We start from the raw sequence: 22,363 nt of genomic DNA on the forward strand, positions 1-22,363 counted from the left end.
GCACCTACTTTCGTTTAATACGCGATTTCATATTAAATATCATATCCAACATACCAAATATTTGTGTCACTGATGGCAATAAAAACGCCAAAATAAATATACAAATATTCATGAAAATATTGGTTTTTCTAATTTTCATAAAGAAATGGAACAATGAAATCCCTTGTATAAATATAATCCATTCTAACACATACTGTAAGTTAGTGACTATGCCAAGCATCACTACATCTGTCTCTGTTAAACCCCATTTAATGATTGTTGCAATGAAGTATAGATACATCGTGATTTTTGGAATATGCCACATATATAACGGCCTAAAATTAGGTGTCGATACTTTAAAAGTTCTCAGTAAAGGCATCGTAATCAATAGCTGTACTAAAGAAAGTAAGAACATACAAAAGATGATTAATCCAGGCACTTGTAGCATAAACATATCCATTGCTGTTTTAAACAACTCAATATTTTCTGCTTTAAAATTACCCTTTTTCACTTCTTCTTGAAGTAATTTGATATAAAGTGTTGTTACATCCTTAAACCACACATCTACTTTCGGTATAATATTTGCCATTTGAAAAACGATAATAGCAAGCAATGTATAAAAACTATAAAAAATCGTCAGAACATATAACATACGTTCTTTAGAACTACGCATATTAAGTAACGATCCAATCAGATAACCTGCTAATACAAGACCTGTTATCCAAACCATTGAGACCGTTGACAATAATAAAGTTGCAAATAATACAGTAATGGCACTTGCAACAAAATAACTATTTTTTGATTTTATAAATAAATTGACGATGGGTACTAACATCAAAGGTGTCAATATCACCATTAATCCCGGTACAAAGCTAACAATAACCGTCATCAGTACCAAAATAAACGTCGTGATCAACGTTTTAAAGATATCGATTTTCAAAATAAAAAGCTCCTAAACTAAATTTTTATAACGTTTCTATTTTACACCACCTACACAAATACCTCAATGAATGTACAACTTATCTCAAACGTAAAAAAGACACACTATAAAAAGTGTGCCTTGCAATACATCATCAATAATTATGCTTCAATACTAAATTCTGCAGATGCTTCGAATTTAATGTCTTTACCAACCATTACGCCACCTGTTTCTAACGCTTGGTTCCAAGTTAAACCATATTTTTCACGGTTAATTTTACCTGATACAGAAACACCTGATACATCTCCACCAGTGAATGGGTTTTTGTGAACACCACCTACTTCGATATCGAATGTTTCTTCGTGAGTAACACCTTTAATTGTTAAATCACCTGTGATTGTATCTTCAGTGATTGATTTAGAAACGAATGTGATTGTTTCAAATTGTTCAACATCAAAGAAATCAGCTGATTTTAAATGACCATCACGGTCAGCGTTGTTTGTATCAATTGATACCACTTGAATTGTAGCTGTTGCTTTTAATGAATTTACGTCGTTAACGTCACCTGTTAAAGTTGCGTCAAAATCAGTGAATTCACCTTTCACTTTAGAAACCATCATGTGTTTTACTGAAAAATCGATACTTGAGTGTGCTTTGTCAAATTTAAATGTTGTCATTTTTACATTACCTCTTTCGTTATTTGTATTTTGTTCTTCTTTTTTACCAAAAAGCTTCTTAAACATGTTTAATCATCCTTCGCTTGCTTAACTTATATACTTAGTATACTGAATATATTTATTATATTCAAGTATATTTTTTATATTTATTGCTTTTTTCATCTTTTTATTAAATTAAATGCTTTAAAACCCTTATTTAAAGCCATTCTATCATAAAAAGTTTAAATTTTCTGATTTTAGGGTTTAAAGCATAACAATTACGGTTAAAAGGGTATTAAGCTTGATTTTATTCTTTTTGACTACATCTAGGAGGTTGTTTATGGCAGATAATATTAAAAAGAAAAGTTTCTTTGATCGTTTTTTAGATCTTGTCGAGAAGTCAGGTAATAAGTTGCCTGACCCTGTAATGATTTTTATCTCTCTTTGTGCAATCATTCTTACGATTTCATGTATTCTAGGAAATTTAGGCGTTAGCGCAAAGAATCCAGCGAACGGTAAAACCGTTGAAATTGTGAATTTATTAAATGCTGAAGGTATTGCGAAGATTATTTCAAAAGCGGTTGAAAACTTTGCGACATTCCCACCACTTGGTTTAGTCTTAGCAGTCATGTTAGGTGTAGGTGTAGCAGAACGTACGGGATATTTTGAAACGTTAATGAAGTATACAGTAGAAAAAGCCCCTAAAAAATTGATTATTCCTGTCATCATATTAGTAGGGATTTTAGGAAATGCTGCTGGCGATGCTGCACCAATCGTTTTACCACCGATTGCTGCGATGGTCTTTATTAAACTAGGCTATCACCCCATTGCCGGACTTGTGACTGCTTATGCTGCAGCACTTGGTGGTTTCTCAGCAAGTTTATTTATAGGGATGACAGACGCACTTGTTGTTTCGTTTACAGAACCTGCAACAAAGCTCGTCGATGGTAATGTTAAAGTGAATGCTGCGATGAATTATTATTTCTTATGTGCTTCAACGTTTGTTTTATTATTTGTCGCATGGTTCGTTGCAACGAAAATTACTATTCCACGTTTAGGCAAATATGATCCATCACATGCTGAAGACCAAGAAAATGTTGCTCAAGAACAAGCAACTGATTTAGAAGATGACATCTCGCCTTTAGAAAAGAAAGCCATGAATTTTGCAAATTTGGGTATATTAGTAGCCATGATTATCATTGCCATTTTAGCGATCCCTGAACATGGGTTATTAAGAAATGCCAAAACAGGAAGCTTAATAGAAGATTCACCTTTAATGAATGGAATTGTGTTTATTATTACAATTTTATTCTTAATTCCGGGATTAATTTACGGTTTTATTGCTGGGACTTTAAAATCAACGAAAGATTTTGCAAAAATGATGAGTGATTCAATGAGCCAAATGGGATCATTTATCGTGATTGTGTTCTTTGCAGCACAAATGCTTGCTTACTTTACTTGGAGTAACTTAGGTACGTATATTGCCATTAAAGGTGCTGAAAGTTTAGAAGGCCAAAATGGTGTCGTATTGATTGTAGGGATATTAATTTTATCGGCTACAATCAACATGTTAATGGGAAGCGCATCAGCAAAATGGGCGATATTAGCCCCAATTTTAGTCCCAATGATGATGTTACTAGGCTTTCACCCAGCATTTACTCAAACGATTTATCGTGTTGGGGACTCAGTCACAAACCCAATCACACCAATGATGCCTTATTTACCATTACTTTTATCATTTGCCCAAAAGTATGAAAAAAACATTGGATTAGGAACAATGATTGCGGCACTCATGCCATTCTCAATAGGATTTGGGATCTTTTGGACAATCCTTGTCATCGTATGGTATTTACTCGGTATCCCTGTAGGACCAGGCGGACCAATTTATTTGAAATAAGGAAAATACAAAATCAACAAATAAAAAGCTAGAGACATTGAATTTAATGTCTCTAGCTTTTTACATGTTATCATTACACAGCCAATTATTTAATAACTGTTTGTCCACCCATATAAGGTACTAATACTTCTGGTACTGTAATTGTACCATCAGCATTTTGATAGTTTTCTACCACAGCTGCAAATGTACGACCTACTGCTAAACCTGAACCATTTAAAGTATGTACTAATTCAGCTTTTGCACCTTTTTCGCGTTTGAAACGAATGTTTGCACGTCTTGCTTGGAAGTCAATCATATTTGAACATGAACTGATTTCTTTATAGTCATTATAACTTGGTAACCAAACTTCAATATCATATGTTTTTGCTGAACCGAATCCAATATCACCTGAACATAAAGTAATTGTACGGTATGGAATCTTTAATGCTTCTAAAATACCTTCAGCATGATGCGTCATTTCTTCTAACGCTGCATAAGAATCTTCAGGTTTTTCGAAACGAACCATTTCTACTTTATTGAATTGGTGCATACGAATTAAACCACGTGTATCACGACCAGCTGATCCTGCTTCTGAACGGAAACATGCTGTTTGTCCTGTGAATTTTTGAGGTAACATATCGCCATCTAAAATTTCATCACGGTAGAAGTTTGTTAATGGTACTTCCGCTGTAGGAATTGTATAGAAACCTTCTTTTTCTACTTTAAATAAATCTTCTTCAAATTTAGGTAATTGACCTGTACCAAACATTGAAGCTGCATTTACTAATTGAGGTGATACCATTTCTTGATAACCATTTTTCATATGTGTATCTAACATGAAGTTCATTAAAGCACGTTCTAATCTTGCACCGTCTTTAGTTAAGAACGCAAATCGTGCACCTGAAACTTTTGCAGCTCGCTCAAAGTCAGCCATTTTTAATTCTTCAACGATATCCCAGTGTGCTTTTGCTTCAAAATCAAACTCACGCGGTGTACCCCATTTTTTAACTTCAACGTTTTCTTCTTCAGATGTACCAAATGGTGTTTCATCACTTACGAAGTTTGGAATAGTTACTAAATGATTACGTAATTCTGCACTTACAGTATTTAATTCCGCATCGATGGCTTTAATTTCTTCACCAACTTGACGCATTGCTACAATGGCATCGTCTGCATTTTCTTTATTGCGTTTTTTAAGTGCGATTTCTTCACTTGCTTTATTACGTTGTGCTTTTAATTCTTCAGTTTTTTGAGTCAATTCACGACTTTTCGTATCTAATTCAAGGATTGTTTCTACAACACTTGTATCAATACCACGCATTTCTAATTTCTTCTTAACAAATTCAGGTTCAGTTCTAAATAATTTGATGTCTAACATAGTTATTGCCTCCTAATATTTTTAATAAAAACATTTATTTTTGAGTAACAAAAAATACCACGCCCCATAAAAGGGACGTGGTATACGCGTTGCCACCCTAATTAATCGCCGAAGCGATTCACTCAAAAATGATAACGGTTTGACCGATTTATCTTGTATATGGGTAGAATTTCATGACTGTAACTCACAGTTTGCACCGACCACTGTGTCTCTATTTAAATCACATTCACTACTTATCCCATCGATAAATAATATATTGAATTATCTATATATTAACAAATCACTTTTACATTTTCAACAATATGATATAGTATTAACGATTGTAATTTTCTAAGAAGGAGCTTTTGTATGGAAATCATTCGTGACATTAAAATTCCAAAACGTAAAATACACTCTCATAAAGGTGACTATGGTCGTATTTTATTAATTGGCGGAAATCAAAATATGGGTGGCTCTATCATGCTAGCTGCACGCGCTTGTGTTTATAGTGGTGGTGGATTAACGACAGTTGCAACACATGTATCAAATCATTCTGCCTTACATTCAAGATGTCCTGAAGCAATGGTATCTGATATTACCGACATTAAACGACTCACAAAACTCATACAAGCTGCGGACTGTATCTTGATAGGTCCTGGTCTCGGATTGGATTTCCAGGGAAATAATACGTTAACGCTATTATTTCAACATATTGAATCACATCAAACATTAATCATAGATGGAGATGCCATCACTATTTTAAGCAAACTTAAGCATCCACTTCCAGATTGTGAAGTGATCTTCACACCACATCAAATGGAATGGGAACGTTTATCTTGGATTGAAATTGATGATCAAACACCAGAATTAAATCGCAAACGCGCGAATAAATTAGGTGCACATGTTGTGCTTAAAAAACATGAATCTGAGCTTTACTTAAAGTCTGGTGATTACAAAATAGACATTGGCAATCCTGCAATGGCTTCTGGTGGTATGGGAGATACGTTAGCAGGTATTATGGCAAGCTTTGTCGCTCAATTTGACGATATTGAAGATGCCATTAAACAAGCTGTTTATATCCATAGTTTAATTGGAGATAAGCTTGCAAAAGAAATGTATGTCACACCTGCATCAAAAGTCATCGATGAATTACCATATATGATGAAAAGTTTAGAAGAGGAATAGATATAGAAATAAGGGGAGGCTGAAACATAAGTGTTCTGCCTCAAGCAATAAACCGAACAAAACGTATAAATCGCTTTTTGATTTATCGTTTTTGTTCGGTTTTTGTCGTAGTGGCAACTTATGTTTCGCCGTTTAGTCTGTTTAGAAAGAGGTGATAATAGCTTATATCACAGCCTCCTCTTTATTCACTCGCTTCTATGTCTTTTAACATATCAGGATCATTTAAATCATTACTACGGTAACGATCCGTATTAGGCATACGTAGTATAAAGTCCTCTTGTAGCGCTAATGCTACTGTCACATCTTCAATAATGTAATCAAAGACATGACCACCTTGTGTTAAATCATCACTTAAATAATGCACATGATAACCACCTACACCTATCCCTTGAATAAAGTGTGGTGTATAGAAACCAAACAGTGTACCTGTTGTATCTTCAAAATCAAAGTAACCTTGTTCTTTAACCGCTTCTACTAATTTCTTAAATGGCGGTTGTTGCTTTTTAACAGAACGTGCTTTAATTAATTTGAATTTCCCACTGATTTTTACTGCATGAAAATAATTCATCCCCTGCATTTCTTTAAGCACCATTTCATCTAATTGTGCTTTTGTTAATGGTTCATTAAAATGTAATGTCTTTGTTGGTTCAAAATGCATCACACTCGCAAATGGTGTCAGTTCATCATGTTGAACTGCTCTCACAGTTCCTGTACTTTCAATCAAGTATGGTTTACCTTCTAGAATGATGAGTTCTCCATTTAAACCATCCATCGTACCGATACCATAATTCCCTGTTTCAAGTACATCTTTCATTTTGAACTGACCTTCGAACATACCACCAACTAATGCACCCATCGTTGAATATTGATACAAATCATTCATAATAAGCCTCCTAGTTCGTTTCGTTCGGTAATAACTCTGCCATTAACTTCGCGTTGTTACTATAATCTACTGGAATATCAATAACAACTGGTCCTTCTTCTTGCATTGCACGCTCTAAAATACTTTCTAACTCACTTGCATGGGTTACTTTATAGCCTTTAGCACCCATTGATTCAGCATATTTTGCAAAGTCTACTTCGCCTAATTCAACTGCAGCATTTCGACCATACTTATCTTCTTGTTGGAATTTCACCATATCGTAATGGCCATCATTCCAAATTAATTGAACGATTGGGGCTTTTAAACGTACAGCTGTTTCTAAATCTTGTCCTGAGAATAAGAAACCACCATCACCTGCCATTGAGATGATTTTCTTACCAGGTCTTACAATAGATGCTGCAATTGCCCAAGGTAGCGCAACTCCTAATGTTTGCATCCCATTTGAAAATAGTAAATGTCTTGGTGCATAACTTCTAAAGTAGCGCGCCATATAAATATACAATGAACCTACATCTACTGTTACTGTCACATCGTCACCAATCATATCACGAACTGCTTTAATGATATGTTTTGGGTTCACTAATGCACTGTCTTTATAGTCTTCTGGCAATGTCATTTTATCTTGTAGGATTTGTGCCAATTGATTTAAGAATTGTTGTTCTGTTTCACCAATTTGAATATCACCTGCGTCCAGTTTTTCAGAAATACGTTGAATCGTAAGGGCTGTGTTACCAATCAACTCTGTTACTGGTACATAGTGGTTATCTATATCACTTTGTACTTCATCAATGTGAATGATATTTTTATCATTTTCTTTGTTCCATATGAATGGGTCATATTCAATTGGATCATATCCAATCGTAATAACTAAATCTGATTTTCTCAATAATTCATCACCAGGTTGGTTTCTAAATAATCCAATTCGGCCGAAGAAAGTATGTTCTAACTCACGAGAAATGATACCTGATGCTTGGAATGTTTCAACCACTGGTATTTCATTTTTAGATAACAACTGACGTAATGCTGCTGTGTTTTCTTCTGAAGAAGCACGCATTCCTAATAAAAGTACAGGTAATTTCGCATTTTTTAATTTTTCTACTAATGCGTCTACTTCAAATGAAGGTGCTGGACCGTAAATTGGTGCTTCTTTAACATTCTTCGCTTCCAATTCAACTTCTTCAGTTGTAACGTCTTGAGGAATACTAATAAATGTTGCACCTTTTCTACCTGCTACCGCTTCACGAAAGGCGTTATTTGTTGCCTCTGACATACTTGCTGCACTTTCTACTTCAACTGAATACTTCGTCACATAACTCATTAAACCTTTATTGTCTAAAGATTGATGTGTTCTCTTCAATGCATCTTGACGACGCACATTACCACCAATCGCAACAACTGGATCACTTTCTGAATTTGCAGTAACAAGTCCTGTCGCTAAGTTTGTAACCCCAGGACCACTTGTTGCAATAACAACACCTGGTTTACCTGTTAATCGGCCAATACCTTGCGCCATTAACGTTGCATTTTGTTCATGACGCGTCACAATCATTTCTGGCCCACGTTCATTTAATACATCGAATACTTTATCAATCTTCGCACCTGGAATACCAAATACATGTGTTACGCCTTGATTAATTAAAGTATCTACTAGTAAATCTGCACCTGTTTTTTTCATTTGAACGACTCCCTATTTTATCTATTTAACACCCTTAATGTAGTACTTTCACGCATTGATTTCAATGTATTTGCATAAAATTTTATATGATTACGTTTACAATATTAGATAAAAAAAGTTTGAGACATGATGATGGTTTCATCAATATCTCAAACTTTTTGTACTATTCCTCAGTGTTTTCATCTTCTATTGCTTCAGCTTGCGCAATATCTTCTTCTACGCGTTCTAAAAATTCAGCAGGTAAATCAGCTTTATCTGTTGTATCATCTTCAGTTGCTACTTTAGATTCTGTTACGATCACACCTTCAGATGATGCTTCTGTATCTACAACTTCTTCTTCTACCTCTTCTTCTTTTTCAACACGTGCGACTGTTGCAACCAACTGACCTTCACCTAAGCGAATTAATCGTACACCTTGTGCTGAACGGCCATTTTGTGAGAATTCATTCACATCTAAGCGAATAATGACACCTTGGTTTGTAACAAGCATGATGTCTTCGTCACCTTTAACCGTAGCAATGTATACTAAGTTACCATTTTTCTCAGTGATAGAGGCAGTTTTAATACCTTTACCACCACGATTAGAAATACGATATTCACTTTCTTTTGTACGTTTACCGTATCCTTTTTCAGTTACAACTAATACATCGTCTTCACCATTAGATTCTAATACGTCTAATCCGATAACTTCGTCACCATCACGTAAAGAAATACCTTTAACCCCTGAAGCTGTACGGCCTAGTGGTCTTAATTTATCTTCTTCAAAGCGAATTAATGAGGCATTTTTCGTACCGATGATTAATTGTTTTTCACCATTTGTTAAGCGAACAGCAATCAATTCATCGCTTTCTTTAAAGTTGATGGCGATCTTGCCATTTTTATTGATGCGGGCAAAGTTATTTAAATGAGAACGTTTGATGATACCGTGTTTTGTAGCAAATACGATAAAGGCATCTTCACGTTCTAAGTCACGAACAGCAATCATTGTACTGATTTTTTCATCTTTATCTAATTCCAATACGTTTACAATCGGAATACCTTTAGACTGACGTGACAATTCAGGAATTTCATAACCTTTGATTTTGTACACACGACCTAAATTCGTAAAGAATAAGACGTTATCATGTGTTGAAGTTGTTACCATTTGACTAACAAAGTCATCATCTAACGTATTCATACCTTGTACACCACGACCACCACGATGTTGTGTGCGGTACGTTGATGCTGGTAAACGTTTAATGTAATTGTTATGACTTAATGTAATCACGATATTCTCTTCATCAATTAAATCTTCATCTTCTAATTGATCAAAGCCACCCGCTGTAATTTCAGTTCTTCTTTCATCACCGAATTTATCTCGAATTTCAATCAATTCTTCACGGATTACTTCTAATACACGTTCTTCATCTGCTAAGATGGCACGTAATTCATCAATATATTTTAATAACTCTTGATATTCTGATTCAATTTTATCGCGTTCTAAACCTGTTAAACGGCGTAAACGCATATCTAAAATGGCTTGTGCTTGTCGTTCAGATAAATTAAATTGCTCCATTAATCCTTGTAATGCGATTGAATCTGTTTCAGATGCACGAATTAATGAAATGATTGCATCGATATGATCTAATGCAATACGCAAACCTTCAAGTAAATGCGCACGGTCTTCAGCTTTCTTTAAGTTATAAGCTGTACGACGACGAATTACGACTTTTTGGTGTTCTAAATAATGGTACAATGCTTGCTTTAAGTTTAATAACTTTGGTCTACCATCAACAAGTGCAATCATATTGACACCAAATGAAGTTTGTAACGGTGTTAATTTGTATAAGTTATTTAAAATGACATTGGCATTCGCGTCACGGCGAATATCAATAACAATACGTACGCCTTCTTTTAAACTTGTTTCATCACGTAAATCTGTAATACCATCAATTTTCTTATCACGTGCAAGTTCAGCAATCTTTTCAACAAGTTTCGCTTTATTCACTTGATAAGGAATTTCAGTAATAACAATCGTTTCTTTACCATTTTTACGTGTTTCGATTAATGTTTTTGCACGCATCATGATAGAACCACGACCTGTTTCATAAGCACGGCGAATACCACTACGTCCTAAAATTAATCCTGCAGTAGGAAAATCTGGTCCTGTTATATGATCCATTAACTCTGTAATTGAAATGTCTGGATTTTTACTTAATTCCAATACACCATTGATGACTTCTGTTAAGTTATGAGGTGGAATGTTTGTTGCCATCCCCACGGCAATCCCTGACGCACCGTTAACAAGTAAATTAGGGAAACGAGATGGTAAAACAACTGGTTCACGTTCATTTCCATCGTAGTTATCTGTAAAGTCAATCGTATCTTTATTGATGTCTCGCATTAATTCCATAGCGATTTTAGACATACGTGCTTCTGTATAACGCATTGCAGCTGCACCGTCGCCATCCATAGAACCAAAGTTTCCTTGACCATCAACTAACATATAGCGATAACTGAAATCTTGTGCCATACGTACCATTGCTTCGTAAATCGATGAGTCACCGTGTGGGTGATATTTACCCATTACATCACCGACGATACGTGCTGATTTTTTGTACGGTTTATCACTCGTCATCCCTTGATCATTCATACCGTATAAAATACGACGATGTACCGGTTTCATACCATCACGCACATCGGGTAATGCACGTGAAACAATAACACTCATCGCGTAATCAAGGAATGACGTTTTCATTTCCTTGGTAATATTTTGTTCTTTCACACTTTCGTGTTCTAAAACCATTTTATGGCCTCCTTAAATGACTTATGCATCAATATTTGCGTATTCAGCATTTTCTTCGATAAATGCACGTCTATTCTCAACAACATCACCCATTAACATTTCAAAAACTTCATCCGCTTCAATCGCATCATCTAATGTTACTTGTAACATTGTTCTGTTTTCAGGATTCATTGTCGTTTCCCATAACTGATCGGCATTCATTTCTCCTAAACCTTTGTAACGTGCTAATTGTGGCTTAGGTGTTTGTGGTAATTCTGCTCTTAACTTTTCTAATTCTCTGTCGTTATAAACATAATATTTCTTCTTACCTTGTTCTAATTTAAATAACGGTGGCTGTGCAATATACACATAACCCGCTTCTAATAAAGGTCTCATAAAGCGATAGAAGAACGTTAATAATAATGTTCTAATATGCGCACCATCGACATCGGCATCGGTCATAATCACAATCTTATGATATCTTGCTTTTACAATATCAAATTCGCCACCAATACCTGTTCCCATTGCAGTAATCATTGAACGAATTTCATTGTTACCTAAAATTTTATCTAGACGCGCTTTTTCAACATTTAGAATTTTACCTCTCAGTGGTAAAATCGCTTGTGTTTTAGAGTCACGACCTAATTTTGCTGAACCACCGGCAGAGTCACCCTCTACGATATATAATTCACTAATTTCAGGGTTCTTGCTTGAACAATCTGCTAATTTACCTGGTAAACTTGATACTTCTAATGCAGACTTACGACGTGTTACTTCACGTGCTTTTTTCGCAGCAAGACGTGCACGTGATGCCATAATTCCTTTTTCTACGATAATTCTTGCAACTGGAGGATTCTCCATTAAGAAACGCTCAAAATGTTCACTAAATAAATTGTCTGTGATTTGACGAACTTCAGTATTACCTAATTTCGTTTTCGTTTGTCCTTCGAATTGAGGATTACCATGTTTGATAGATACGACTGCTGTAATCCCTTCACGAACGTCTTCACCTGATAATTTTTCATCATTATCTTTAATCAGCTTATTTTTAGAACCATAGTTATTAATTACACGTGTTAAAGCACGTTTAAAGCCATCTTCATGTGTACCACCTTCGTACGTGTGAATATTGTTGGCATAACTTAAAAGGTTCGTTGCATAGCCATTATTGTATTGAATCGATATTTCGACTTCAATTTCATCACGTGACGCATGAATATAAATTGGCTCATCAAACAATACTTCTTTAGATTTATTTAATAACTCAACGTATGATTTAATACCACCTTCATAGTAGTAATCATCTTCAATGATATTTTCTTTGTCACGTTCATCACGAATTTCAATTCGGATACCTTTATTTAAAAATGCCAATTCACGTATACGTTTTTGAAGTGTTTCATATTCATAAACTGTCGTTTCAGTAAAGATTTCGTCATCTGCTTTGAATCTGATTTCTGTACCAGTCTTATCTGTTTCACCAATCACTTTTAAATCAAAAGCAGGTACACCACGATGATAGGCTTGATGATGAATTTGACCATCTTTATGGACATAAACTTCTAATGTCGATGATAAAGCATTTACTACCGAAGATCCTACACCGTGTAATCCACCAGATACTTTATATCCGCCACCGCCGAACTTACCACCAGCATGCAATACTGTTAAAATAACTTCAACAGCAGGTCGACCCATTTTCTTATGCATTTCAACAGGAATTCCACGACCATTATCCGTAACGCGAATCCAGTTATCTTCTTCAATTGTTACTGTAATATGATCTGCAAATCCTGCTAAAGCTTCATCGATACTATTATCGACAATTTCCCAAACTAAATGATGTAATCCTTTTGAAGCTGTTGAACCGATATACATACCAGGTCTTTTACGTACCGCTTCTAAGCCTTCTAATACTTGTATCTGGTCTGCACCGTATTGGTTTAAATTTTGTTCCACGAATGTCACCTAACCTTTAATTAATGATCTGCCCATTTTGGACATTGAATAATGTTGCGCGATTGACTGTTTCATGCTCAATACCTTCTACTGACGTTGTTGTAACGAAGGTTTGAACTTTATGTTGAATGGTTGTTAATAAATGTGTTTGACGATAATCATCTAGTTCACTAAGTACATCATCTAGTAAAAGAATTGGATACTCTCCAATTTCTTCATAAATCAATTCAATTTCAGCGAGCTTAACAGATAGTGCTGTTGTACGTTGTTGTCCTTGCGAGCCAAAGGTTTGAACATCAATATCATTGATGAAAAAAGCCATATCATCTCGATGAGGCCCATATAAGCTGACTGTGCGTTCAATTTCTTTATGCATCTCTTTATTGAGTTTCTCTAAAAATGCTGTTTTCATTGAGGCTTCATCATCAATTGTAAGACTGGATAAATAATTAATTTTTAATAACTCTTTATCCATCGTAATGCCCTTGTGAATTGGAATTGCAAGTTTCTCTAATTGCTTAATAAATGATTGTCTTTTTAAAGTAATTTTAACAGCATATTCACAAAATTGTTCATTTAAGACTTCTAGCATAGTCGTGTCTTTATTTTGAGACAATTTCAACTGCTTTAAGTAGTGATTTTTTTGCTTTAAGAGGCGTTGATAATTTGAAAGGTCATTCAAATAAACATTCGAAATTTGACCAATCTCCATATCAATAAATCTTCTTCTAACTTGAGGACTACCTTTTACTAAATTTAAATCCTCTGGAGCAAATAACACGACATTCATATGGCCAATGTATTGTGTTAGTTTCTTTTGTTCAAGATGATTTACTTTAGCATTTTTACCTTTATTTGAAATGGTTAGTGACAGTGGCATTACACCATATCTATACTCTAATTCACCTTCAATACGACTAAATGACTGTCCCCAACCAATTAAGTCTTTATCGTTACTTGTACGATGACTTTTAGCCATACTCAATGTATAGATGGCTTCTAGCATATTGGTTTTACCTTGTGCATTGTTACCGATGAGAATGTTCACTTCATCATTAAAGTTTAATGAAATTTGCTCATAATTGCGGTAATTCGTAAGCGATAATGATTTTAATTTCATTCTGTTGTCGTGTATGAAATCGTGAATTTTTCGCCTTCTACTTCAAGTGTATCGCCTTGAAGTAATTTTTTGCCTCTACGATTCTCTAGCTCGCCATTTAAAGTGACAGGATTATCTTGTAAATACCATTTTGCCTGACCACCTGTTGAGATAATTCCTTCAGACTTTAAAAACTGACCTAAAGTGACTTCTTTATCGAAGACGATTTTTTTAGTCATTACACACACTCCTCCATCTTTTAATCATTATTTAATTATACCTTTATTTTCGATAAATTGCATGTTTTTTAACGAATAAATACACTTTCGGTACAGTTTCCTAAAATACCTCTCCAAATACGAAAAAAAGGGAATATGGCTTAAATTTTGCCCATTCCCTAATTTTTTTGCTATTCATTTGCTAATAAAATGATGATTCGATGATAATTATTGTTCTTTTTTAATACATAACATTGAAATAATGATTAATAAAAATGCAGTACCTGCTAAAAACGGAATTGTTATAAAGCCAAAATAATTAATGTATTGCGTATTACAAGGAACACCACCTATACATGGCTTAATTGATGCAAATCCCGGTACTTTTTGTTCCATGTAGTGATAAATCGAAAAACATATACCAATACATGAGAACGTTAAAATTAAAAATTTATATTGATATTGATTTGTAAATGCCGCAAACGCACTAATGATAACTAATGGATACATTAATATACGTTGATACCAACACATTTCACACGGTACGAAATGTCTAATTTGCGAAAAATACAAGCTTCCCAACATTGCAGTCAACGAAATCACCCAAGCAAAATAGAAAAATTTAGTATTTTTCATTATTTTAATGCCTTTTCAATTGCATCTGTGACTTGTTTTTCATTCATTGGATCTTTAATGACTTTGCCATCGACGATTAATGTTGGTGTTTGTGTAATTTGATATTGTTGTACTAAATCAACGTCTTTTTGAACTGCCGCTTCTTCTTTAGATGATTTCACATCTTTCATAATAGCCTCTTTATCTTTAATACCTGCTTTATCAAATGCTTTGTCTAAAGCGCTAGCTGTTAACCATTGATCAGAAGTATCATGTTGCTTTGGTTGTAAATTAAATAACGCTTCGTGAAATGCCCAATATTTATCTGGCTCATGTTTTAATACAGACTCACCAGCATAACCACCTAATAAAGACTCAGCTCCGTGGAATGGTGTGTGAATAAAGTAAACCTTTAAATCACCTTTATCGATGTATTTTTGAACATATTTAGGTTTAATATTTTCTTCAAAATACTTACAAGCAGGACATTTAAAATCACCAAACTCAACCATTGTGACTTTAGCATCTTTTTTGCCTTCCATTGGCTGACCTTTTAAATCAATTTTGCTGTAATCATCTGTTGCGGTTACTTTCCCTGGTTCTACTGATTTTGTTTCTAAAACGGCATCTGCTTTATTTGAGTTTTGCTTCATGATCACCATTGCTGCAATTGCCCCAACGACAATTAACGTCATGACCATTGTAAAAATTAAGCTCCCTTTATTTTTCATAATGCACTCCTAAATTTATAATTTTTTCATGATACATCATTATGTTAATCAAGATATATCATAATCCACATAATGAATACCACATTAGTATAAATATTATACTAATTAAATTGATAAATCTATTGTTATCCCTATATTTTGATAACGATTTTGTGACAATTTATTTCATTTGCAATGCGCGTTTAAAGTTTTTAATTAATCCTTTTTCATAACTAAACACACTGCCTTTATAAATTCGAGCAGCCAACATTAACAATAAGACAATTGTAACGATACAAATGACAATCCCTATAATAATCGTCATATCACTTGTTTTTGTAGATGCCGCTCTCAGTAACATGACTTGTGGTGTTAAAAATGGCACATAACTAGAAATTTTAACCAACATTGTATCTGGTGTTTGTAAACTAAAAATCGTAATGTAAAATGCCGCAATGTTCATAAATGTAACTGGCATAATTGCTTGCCCGATATCTTCAATACGATTCGTTAATGCACCTACAATCGTGCTAAATGCAATATACATAATCAATCCTAAAATTAAGAAAATCACCATATAAACAATTAATCGAATATTTTCTGCTGAGAATTTTAAATCAATCTTATCTAATAATGCATTAATGTCAAATACATACAAGCAAATAACAATTGCTAAACCGATGATAATAATATTCGTAAATGCAACTGCAATCATCGCAAGAATCTTAGCCATTAAATGTGTGATTGGCGACACACTCGTAACAATCATCTCAATTAAACGACTCGTTTTCTCTTGTGCAATTTCTGTTGCAATTTGACTGCCATAGGTCATTGTTATCATAAAGATTAAAAATGCACCTACATAAACAATCCCTTTATTTAAAATAAGACTACTTTCATCAATCTTCTTATCTTCTTTAGAAATCACTTTCGTATCTACTTTAGACTGTGCAGTGATTTTTTGTAAGTCTTCTGGTTTAAGATTTAAATTTTGAGCAATGATATTACTTTGAAACGTTGTTAATAAAGATTGTACTTTCATCACATCATTATTACCGACATTATCCAATGCATAAATATTAGACTGCATCGTTTGGTCTTTGTTTACTTTAATTTCAATAAACTTTTTGTAATCTTCGTTCTTAACACCTTTTTCACCTGCAGCAACTGAAGAAACAATTTTATATTTACCTTTTTTCTCTAACGCTTCAAATTGCTTTTTAAACTGTGAAGCAATATCTTTTTTCTCAGAATAAATCGCAGTTGTTTCTTGATCACTCTTATCAAAAAATGCAATGATTTTATCAATATTACTTAATCCAACAATGATTAAAATTGTAATGACACATTGAATAATAAATGACTTACTAGCAACCTTTTTCCAGTACGTTAACCAAAAACTTGGGATGAATTTATTCACGATGTGCACCTACTTTCTCAATAAAGATATCGTTTAACGATGGTTCAGAAACTTCAAACTTAGATACAAAGCCTTTTCTTACAACATGATCAAAAACAATTGGCGCAACCGCTTCATTCTCTATTGTCAAACGCACATCATTACGTGTTTGTTTGAATTTAGTCACACCCGGAATATTTGCTAAGTCACTAAAATCTTGCACACCTTCAATAATGATTTCCTTCTTACCAAAATCTTTTTTCACTTGTTTAATATCACCAGAAACAACTGTTTTACCCTTATTCAAAATACAAACCGTATCACACATTTCTTCAACATGTTCCATACGATGAGAACTAAAAACAATCGTAGCCCCTTGCTTATTCAAGTCATTTACGGCAGATTTCAGTAATTCAACATTTACAGGATCAAGGCCACTAAATGGCTCATCCAAAATTAACAATGATGGATTATGAATAATCGCGCCTATCAATTGAATCTTTTGTTGGTTCCCTTTAGATAAGCTTTCAATTTTCTTATCCATATTCTCAGGCACTTCAAAACGTTCTAACCAATACTTCAAAGCTTTTTCAATATCAGGCTTTTTCATACCTTTGAGCTGCGCTAAATAATAAATCTGCTCTTTTACCTTTAGTTTGGGATTCAAACCACGCTCTTCAGGTAAATAACCAATGTGATCTGTAACAGAATAATCAATCGGTTTACCGTTGTACGTAATATTTCCTTCTGTTTTATCTAATAGCCCTAAAATCATCCTAAATGTCGTCGTCTTACCAGCACCATTCCCACCTAAAAAACCAAGCATTGCACCTTCTGGTACTTCGACATTTACATTATCCACAGCTGTAAATTGATTAAAACGCTTTGTAACATGTTCTAGTTTTAACATCATAATCCCCCATTTTATTTTGTCTTTCTGAAATGCACAAAAAACTAATGCTGTTATATAACAATTAGTTGATATACTTTTTCAAATGCTTGTAATAAGAATATGTTGAGTAGATTAACATCACTGTAAAACAACACATTGCTAATATTTGATTGTTCTTTGAAATAACTTGATAAAAACTTAATACAATCATACTCCCCATAGATAAAAGTATCATTTTTTCATATGATCTATAAAGACTTTGTAACATCATTAGTCGTTCACCATCATCAATATGATCAATTAAGTCATACATCGTTCTTTTGTCAGCCCAATCATACGATTCATCGATATTGTAAAAGTACCTAGAATCATCTAGTAAAAGATATAAATTTCTAGTATTAATTACTATAAATAGAATTGCGATTACTGCTAAAGTAACGAGTTCGATTATTCTATGTGAACCTAATAGTAAATAAGATGCACTTAAAAACAATGCATTGATGATAATTGCTGATGATCCAAATAATTGTGCTTGATAAAATAATCTTAATAATTTCTTATATTCCATCTCTTCAAGTTCAATATTATTTTTAATATCTTGGTTAATAGATTTTTGCACTTTAAAAAATAATAATTTTGAAATGATTGTTAGGAGTACTGTTAAGAAAAGTGTAATAATAATAAATAACCAAGTCGTATCAATATATTTGTCTAAATGATGATAAGTGTATAAATCATAGAATAAAGGAATCAATACGCCAAGAATACCTCCAATGACTGCACCAAACATTAAATTTTTGACGATACTTCTTTTTTTGACGCCTGTTTTTTTCATAACTCATCCTCCTCAAAAATAAATACGTTTTCTACAGTTTCATTAAAAATTCTCGCTATTTTAACAGCTGTTAATACAGACGGCATAAACTCATTTCTTTCAATAAGACTAATCGATTGTCTTGAAATTTTAGCTTTCTTGGCCAGTTCAGTTTGATTTAAACCGTCTCTTGCACGTAATTCTTTTAATCGATTTTTCAATATAGAATCACTTCCTCCCTATATTTACATATTTAGGTATAATCAAATCATATACAATATCTATCATTTTGACAAGTATATTTGTCAAAAATACCAATATATTTTACAAAAAATTAATAAAAGAAGCATCAACAATCATGTTGATGCTTCAAATTTTATTATATTAATACGTTCTAATTGGTAATATCAATTGTACGACATTATCGTCTTCTTCTGGTTTGATGATGAATGGGCGCATTGTGCCAAAGAATTCAACACGTACTTGTTCATCGTCGATGGCTTTTAACGCATCCATCATATATTTAGAGTTGAAAGAAATCTTCAATCCCTCTCCTGTAAAGGCATTTACCTTTACACCTTCTTTAACTGTACCGATTTCAGGTGATGTTGATGATAATTCAACAGCATTTTGATCTGCTGATAATTTAATCACATTGTTTCCACCTTCACGTGCTAATAATGAAGCACGGTCAATCGCATGGTAGAATTCTCCATTTTGTACATTTACACTTGTTTCAGCACTGTCCGGAAATAGTCTAGAAGTATCTGGATAGTTTCCTTCAAGTAATCTTGAAATAAAGTTAATGTTACCAACTTTAAATAAAGCTTGGTTTTGTGCAAAGAAAATATCAATTGTTTCATCTGTGTCATCAATGATTTTATTTAATTCAGCCAAAGCTTTTCCTGGAATAATCACATTGATTTGGTCAATTGTTGAATTTTCTAAAGGTAACTTTCTAAGTGCTAATCGATGTGAGTCTGTTGCTGTACAACTTAAGATACCATCTTGAATTAACCAGTTCACACCTGTTAATACTGGTCTTGTTTCACTTGTTGAAACTGCAAAGTTCGTTTGACGAATGATATTTTTTAATACTTTGATTGGTAAAGTAATCACAGATTGTTCACTGACTTGAGGTAATAAAGGATATTGATCTGGATCTAAGCCTGATACATTAAATTCAGATTTTCCTGATTTAATCAATGCATGGAAATGGTCATCTGTACTAATTGATACTGTGCTTTCAGGTAATTTTTTAATGATTTCAACAAAGAATTTACCTGGTAATACAATTGATCCTTTTTCTTCAACTGTTAATACTTCTTCTTGATTGATTTCTGCTGGAATTGTGATTTCAATAGATACTTCAGAATCTGAACCCGTTAATATAATTTTATTATCAAGTACTTCCAATTTAATCCCAGTTAAAATTGGTAAAGTTGTTCTTGGAGAAATGGCTTTTAATGTATCGTTTAATTGTGTTAAAAATATATCTCTTTGGATTGTAAATTTCATAAGTATAAACTCCTTATCAGTCGTTATATTATATATATTATCTTTTTTAAAATCGTAATAATAGTAATAGGGCCTGTGAATAGGTGGATAAGTTGAGTAAACATAGATGTATCAAGTTATCCACATGTGCATAACTTGTTTACGAATGTGTTTTATTTATCCACATTGTACACATTATCCTGTAATCTCTTTTTCTAGATTTTTTAATTCTTGTTTAAGTAAACTGTCTTGTTCAATTTGTTTTTTAATTTTTTCATGTGCATGAATGACTGTTGTATGATCACGGCCACCAAATTCTTCACCAATTTTCGGTAAAGAGAAATCTGTTAATTCACGCGCTAAATACATTGCGATTTGTCTAGGGAATGCAATGGATTTTGTACGTTTTTTAGCACTAAAATCTTCTAATCTTACATTATAGTAACTGCCTACGATGGTTTGAATATCTTGAATGGTGATTTTCTTAGGCTTTGATGTTTGTATGATATCTTTCAATGCCTCTGCAACCAAATCAGGTGTTAATTCACGTTTAACGAGCTTAGAGTATGCAGAAACACGTGTTAATGCGCCTTCAAGTTCACGAATGTTTGAATGAATTTGATTTGCAATGTAAAGCATTGCTTCATTCGGAATATCAATATTTTCTTCTTCTGATTTCTTACGTAAAATTGCGATACGCGTTTCTAAATCAGGTGGTGTGACATCCGTAATTAATCCCCATTCAAAGCGTGAACGTAAACGATCTTCTAGAGTAGGAATTTCTTTAGGTGCACGGTCACTTGAAATGACAATTTGTTTATTATTTTGATGAAGTTCATTGAAAGTATGGAAAAATTCTTCTTGTGTAGATTCTTTTCCAGCTAAAAATTGAATATCATCGATTAATAATACATCCACATTACGGTACTTTGATCTGAATGCTTCAGTTTTGTTGTCTCGAATGGAATTAATAAATTCATTTGTAAATTTCTCACTTGATGTATAAACAACTTTGGCATTTTCTTTATGTTCCATAACATAATGACCAATGGCATGCATTAAGTGTGTTTTTCCTAATCCAACACCACCATAAATAAATAGTGGGTTATATGCATTCGCTGGTGACTCAGCTACTGCTAGGCTTGCTGCGTGACTGAAGCGATTACCGCTCCCAATGACAAATGTGTCGAATGTGTTATCCACATTAAGTTGGTTCGGCAAAATTTCATTTGATTTTGGTGTAGGCTCTTCTTTAGGTTTTGGAATATCTTCTAAAGGTTCATCTGCAGAAACGACTTTTACAGTTAATACTTCACCAATCGTTTCACTTACTGCTTGTTGAATGGTATCTAAATAATTATCACTCAACCATTTGGCAAAAAATGTAGAGCTTGCTTCAATAATAATAAGTTGACTTGTGATTGATTTGACTTTAGTCCCTTTAAACCAGGTTTCAAAGCTTGGATTTGACACTTTTAGTTGGATATTATCTAGTACTTTGCTCCAGATTTCTTCTAAACCACTCATAAAAAATCCTCTTTCTATATGTTTAAATTTGAAATATACACAAAAAAACGGCCTGTGGATAACACAATTCACAGAAGTGACTAACTTTATCCACAAGCTATGCACATTTTGTGGATAAACATACTTTTTTTCTAGTTTTCCACAATAAATATATTTGAATTTTAACAAATAAACATAAGAATATCAACAGTTTTATAGAGTTATCCACAAAGTTATACTTATGCAATTAAATTTTATAAACGAGGTGTGAAATTGTGGATGAATGGTGAAAATCAAATGGACGATTGAAAAATAGTATTTTGTTATCCACAAAATTAAACACTATCACTGTGGATAATT

At 33.5% G+C, this 22,363-nt stretch carries 19 protein-coding genes and 1 other annotated feature; of the genes, 2 read left to right on the forward strand and 17 right to left on the reverse strand.

What is annotated here, in order from left to right:
- Window positions 1–4: 4 nt before the first annotated feature.
- Both ER639_RS04480 and ER639_RS04485 read right to left on the reverse strand, forming a co-directional pair.
- A complete protein-coding gene (locus ER639_RS04480; RefSeq protein WP_129064567.1) occupies window positions 5–919 on the reverse strand; it encodes a DUF2232 domain-containing protein in 915 nt (304 codons plus the stop codon).
- Window positions 920–1,059: 140 nt separating this feature from the next.
- Window positions 1,060–1,575: a YceI family protein gene (locus tag ER639_RS04485; protein ID WP_129064745.1), complete on the reverse strand. Its 516-nt coding sequence runs from the start codon at window positions 1,573–1,575 to the stop codon at window positions 1,060–1,062.
- 319 nt (window positions 1,576–1,894) lie between these two features.
- On the opposite strand from ER639_RS04485, the gene ER639_RS04490 reads away from it, so the two are divergent.
- Window positions 1,895–3,451, forward strand: coding sequence for an AbgT family transporter (locus tag ER639_RS04490; RefSeq protein WP_129064568.1), 1,557 nt, complete (start codon window positions 1,895–1,897; stop codon window positions 3,449–3,451).
- An 85-nt stretch (window positions 3,452–3,536) separates the two neighbouring features.
- Here ER639_RS04490 and serS read toward each other — a convergent pair whose 3' ends face one another.
- Window positions 3,537–4,808, reverse strand: a complete 1,272-nt coding sequence (gene serS, locus ER639_RS04495) for a serine--tRNA ligase (RefSeq protein WP_129064569.1) — start codon at window positions 4,806–4,808, stop codon at window positions 3,537–3,539.
- A 68-nt stretch (window positions 4,809–4,876) separates the two neighbouring features.
- Window positions 4,877–5,063: a binding site (T-box leader), on the reverse strand.
- A 93-nt stretch (window positions 5,064–5,156) separates the two neighbouring features.
- Here serS and ER639_RS04500 point away from each other — a divergent pair.
- Window positions 5,157–5,972, forward strand: a complete 816-nt coding sequence (locus ER639_RS04500) for an NAD(P)H-hydrate dehydratase (RefSeq protein WP_129064570.1) — start codon at window positions 5,157–5,159, stop codon at window positions 5,970–5,972.
- A 181-nt stretch (window positions 5,973–6,153) separates the two neighbouring features.
- Here the strand turns inward: ER639_RS04500 and budA are convergent, their stop codons facing one another.
- The 14 genes from budA to dnaA all read right to left on the reverse strand — a co-directional run bounded on the left by budA (window position 6,154) and on the right by dnaA (window position 22,024).
- Window positions 6,154–6,855: an acetolactate decarboxylase gene (gene budA / locus ER639_RS04505; RefSeq protein ID WP_129064571.1), complete on the reverse strand. Its 702-nt coding sequence runs from the start codon at window positions 6,853–6,855 to the stop codon at window positions 6,154–6,156.
- Window positions 6,856–6,865: 10 nt separating this feature from the next.
- Window positions 6,866–8,530, reverse strand: a complete 1,665-nt coding sequence (gene alsS, locus ER639_RS04510) for an acetolactate synthase AlsS (RefSeq protein ID WP_129064572.1) — start codon at window positions 8,528–8,530, stop codon at window positions 6,866–6,868.
- Window positions 8,531–8,693: 163 nt separating this feature from the next.
- Window positions 8,694–11,315 (reverse strand): DNA gyrase subunit A, encoded by a 2,622-nt coding sequence (gene gyrA / locus ER639_RS04515; RefSeq protein WP_129064573.1) that lies wholly within the window; start codon window positions 11,313–11,315, stop codon window positions 8,694–8,696.
- Between the two features lie 21 nt (window positions 11,316–11,336).
- Window positions 11,337–13,262 carry a DNA topoisomerase (ATP-hydrolyzing) subunit B gene (gyrB, locus tag ER639_RS04520; RefSeq protein WP_129064574.1) on the reverse strand — a complete coding sequence of 642 codons (1,926 nt, stop codon included), beginning with the start codon at window positions 13,260–13,262 and terminating at the stop codon, window positions 11,337–11,339.
- Window positions 13,263–13,269: 7 nt separating this feature from the next.
- Entirely contained in the window at window positions 13,270–14,373 is a 1,104-nt protein-coding gene (recF, locus tag ER639_RS04525) for a DNA replication/repair protein RecF (RefSeq protein WP_129064575.1), read from the reverse strand.
- A complete protein-coding gene (gene yaaA, locus ER639_RS04530) occupies window positions 14,370–14,591 on the reverse strand; it encodes a S4 domain-containing protein YaaA (RefSeq protein ID WP_129064576.1) in 222 nt (73 codons plus the stop codon). The genes recF and yaaA overlap by 4 nt, the downstream gene beginning before the upstream one ends.
- 207 nt (window positions 14,592–14,798) lie before the next feature.
- A complete protein-coding gene (locus ER639_RS04535; RefSeq protein WP_129064577.1) occupies window positions 14,799–15,206 on the reverse strand; it encodes a disulfide oxidoreductase in 408 nt (135 codons plus the stop codon).
- Window positions 15,206–15,916 (reverse strand): DsbA family protein, encoded by a 711-nt coding sequence (locus ER639_RS04540; protein WP_129064578.1) that lies wholly within the window; start codon window positions 15,914–15,916, stop codon window positions 15,206–15,208. Before ER639_RS04540 ends, ER639_RS04535 begins: the two co-directional genes overlap by 1 nt.
- 160 nt (window positions 15,917–16,076) lie before the next feature.
- A complete protein-coding gene (locus tag ER639_RS04545; RefSeq protein WP_129064579.1) occupies window positions 16,077–17,315 on the reverse strand; it encodes an ABC transporter permease in 1,239 nt (412 codons plus the stop codon).
- Window positions 17,308–18,207, reverse strand: a complete 900-nt coding sequence (locus ER639_RS04550; RefSeq protein ID WP_129064580.1) for an ABC transporter ATP-binding protein — start codon at window positions 18,205–18,207, stop codon at window positions 17,308–17,310. The genes ER639_RS04545 and ER639_RS04550 overlap by 8 nt, the downstream gene beginning before the upstream one ends.
- Window positions 18,208–18,268: 61 nt before the next feature.
- Window positions 18,269–19,021, reverse strand: coding sequence for a DUF3169 family protein (locus tag ER639_RS04555; RefSeq protein ID WP_129064581.1), 753 nt, complete (start codon window positions 19,019–19,021; stop codon window positions 18,269–18,271).
- A complete protein-coding gene (locus ER639_RS04560) occupies window positions 19,018–19,221 on the reverse strand; it encodes a helix-turn-helix transcriptional regulator (RefSeq protein ID WP_129064582.1) in 204 nt (67 codons plus the stop codon). The genes ER639_RS04555 and ER639_RS04560 overlap by 4 nt, the downstream gene beginning before the upstream one ends.
- 163 nt (window positions 19,222–19,384) lie before the next feature.
- A complete protein-coding gene (gene dnaN, locus ER639_RS04565; RefSeq protein ID WP_129064583.1) occupies window positions 19,385–20,518 on the reverse strand; it encodes a DNA polymerase III subunit beta in 1,134 nt (377 codons plus the stop codon).
- Between the two features lie 174 nt (window positions 20,519–20,692).
- Window positions 20,693–22,024 (reverse strand): chromosomal replication initiator protein DnaA, encoded by a 1,332-nt coding sequence (dnaA, locus tag ER639_RS04570; protein ID WP_129064584.1) that lies wholly within the window; start codon window positions 22,022–22,024, stop codon window positions 20,693–20,695.
- Between the last annotated feature and the right edge of the window lie 339 nt (window positions 22,025–22,363).

Source organism: Macrococcus sp. DPC7161 (assembly GCF_004117835.1).
GTDB lineage: Bacteria > Bacillota > Bacilli > Staphylococcales > Staphylococcaceae > SDSC01.

Bases quoted from the DNA above. Each gene is read 5' to 3' on its own strand.
- ER639_RS04485 (WP_129064745.1), bottom strand. From the start codon at position 1,575: ATGACAACATTTAAATTTGACAAAGCACACTCAAGTATCGATTTTTCA.
- ER639_RS04490 (WP_129064568.1), top strand. From the start codon at position 1,895: ATGGCAGATAATATTAAAAAGAAAAGTTTCTTTGATCGTTTTTTAGAT.
- serS (WP_129064569.1), bottom strand. From the start codon at position 4,808: ATGTTAGACATCAAATTATTTAGAACTGAACCTGAATTTGTTAAGAAG.
- ER639_RS04500 (WP_129064570.1), top strand. From the start codon at position 5,157: ATGGAAATCATTCGTGACATTAAAATTCCAAAACGTAAAATACACTCT.
- budA (WP_129064571.1), bottom strand. From the start codon at position 6,855: ATGAATGATTTGTATCAATATTCAACGATGGGTGCATTAGTTGGTGGT.
- alsS (WP_129064572.1), bottom strand. From the start codon at position 8,530: ATGAAAAAAACAGGTGCAGATTTACTAGTAGATACTTTAATTAATCAA.
- gyrA (WP_129064573.1), bottom strand. From the start codon at position 11,315: ATGGTTTTAGAACACGAAAGTGTGAAAGAACAAAATATTACCAAGGAA.
- recF (WP_129064575.1), bottom strand. From the start codon at position 14,373: ATGAAATTAAAATCATTATCGCTTACGAATTACCGCAATTATGAGCAA.
- yaaA (WP_129064576.1), bottom strand. From the start codon at position 14,591: ATGACTAAAAAAATCGTCTTCGATAAAGAAGTCACTTTAGGTCAGTTT.
- ER639_RS04535 (WP_129064577.1), bottom strand. From the start codon at position 15,206: ATGAAAAATACTAAATTTTTCTATTTTGCTTGGGTGATTTCGTTGACT.
- ER639_RS04540 (WP_129064578.1), bottom strand. From the start codon at position 15,916: ATGAAAAATAAAGGGAGCTTAATTTTTACAATGGTCATGACGTTAATT.
- ER639_RS04550 (WP_129064580.1), bottom strand. From the start codon at position 18,207: ATGATGTTAAAACTAGAACATGTTACAAAGCGTTTTAATCAATTTACA.
- ER639_RS04555 (WP_129064581.1), bottom strand. From the start codon at position 19,021: ATGAAAAAAACAGGCGTCAAAAAAAGAAGTATCGTCAAAAATTTAATG.
- dnaN (WP_129064583.1), bottom strand. From the start codon at position 20,518: ATGAAATTTACAATCCAAAGAGATATATTTTTAACACAATTAAACGAT.
- dnaA (WP_129064584.1), bottom strand. From the start codon at position 22,024: ATGAGTGGTTTAGAAGAAATCTGGAGCAAAGTACTAGATAATATCCAA.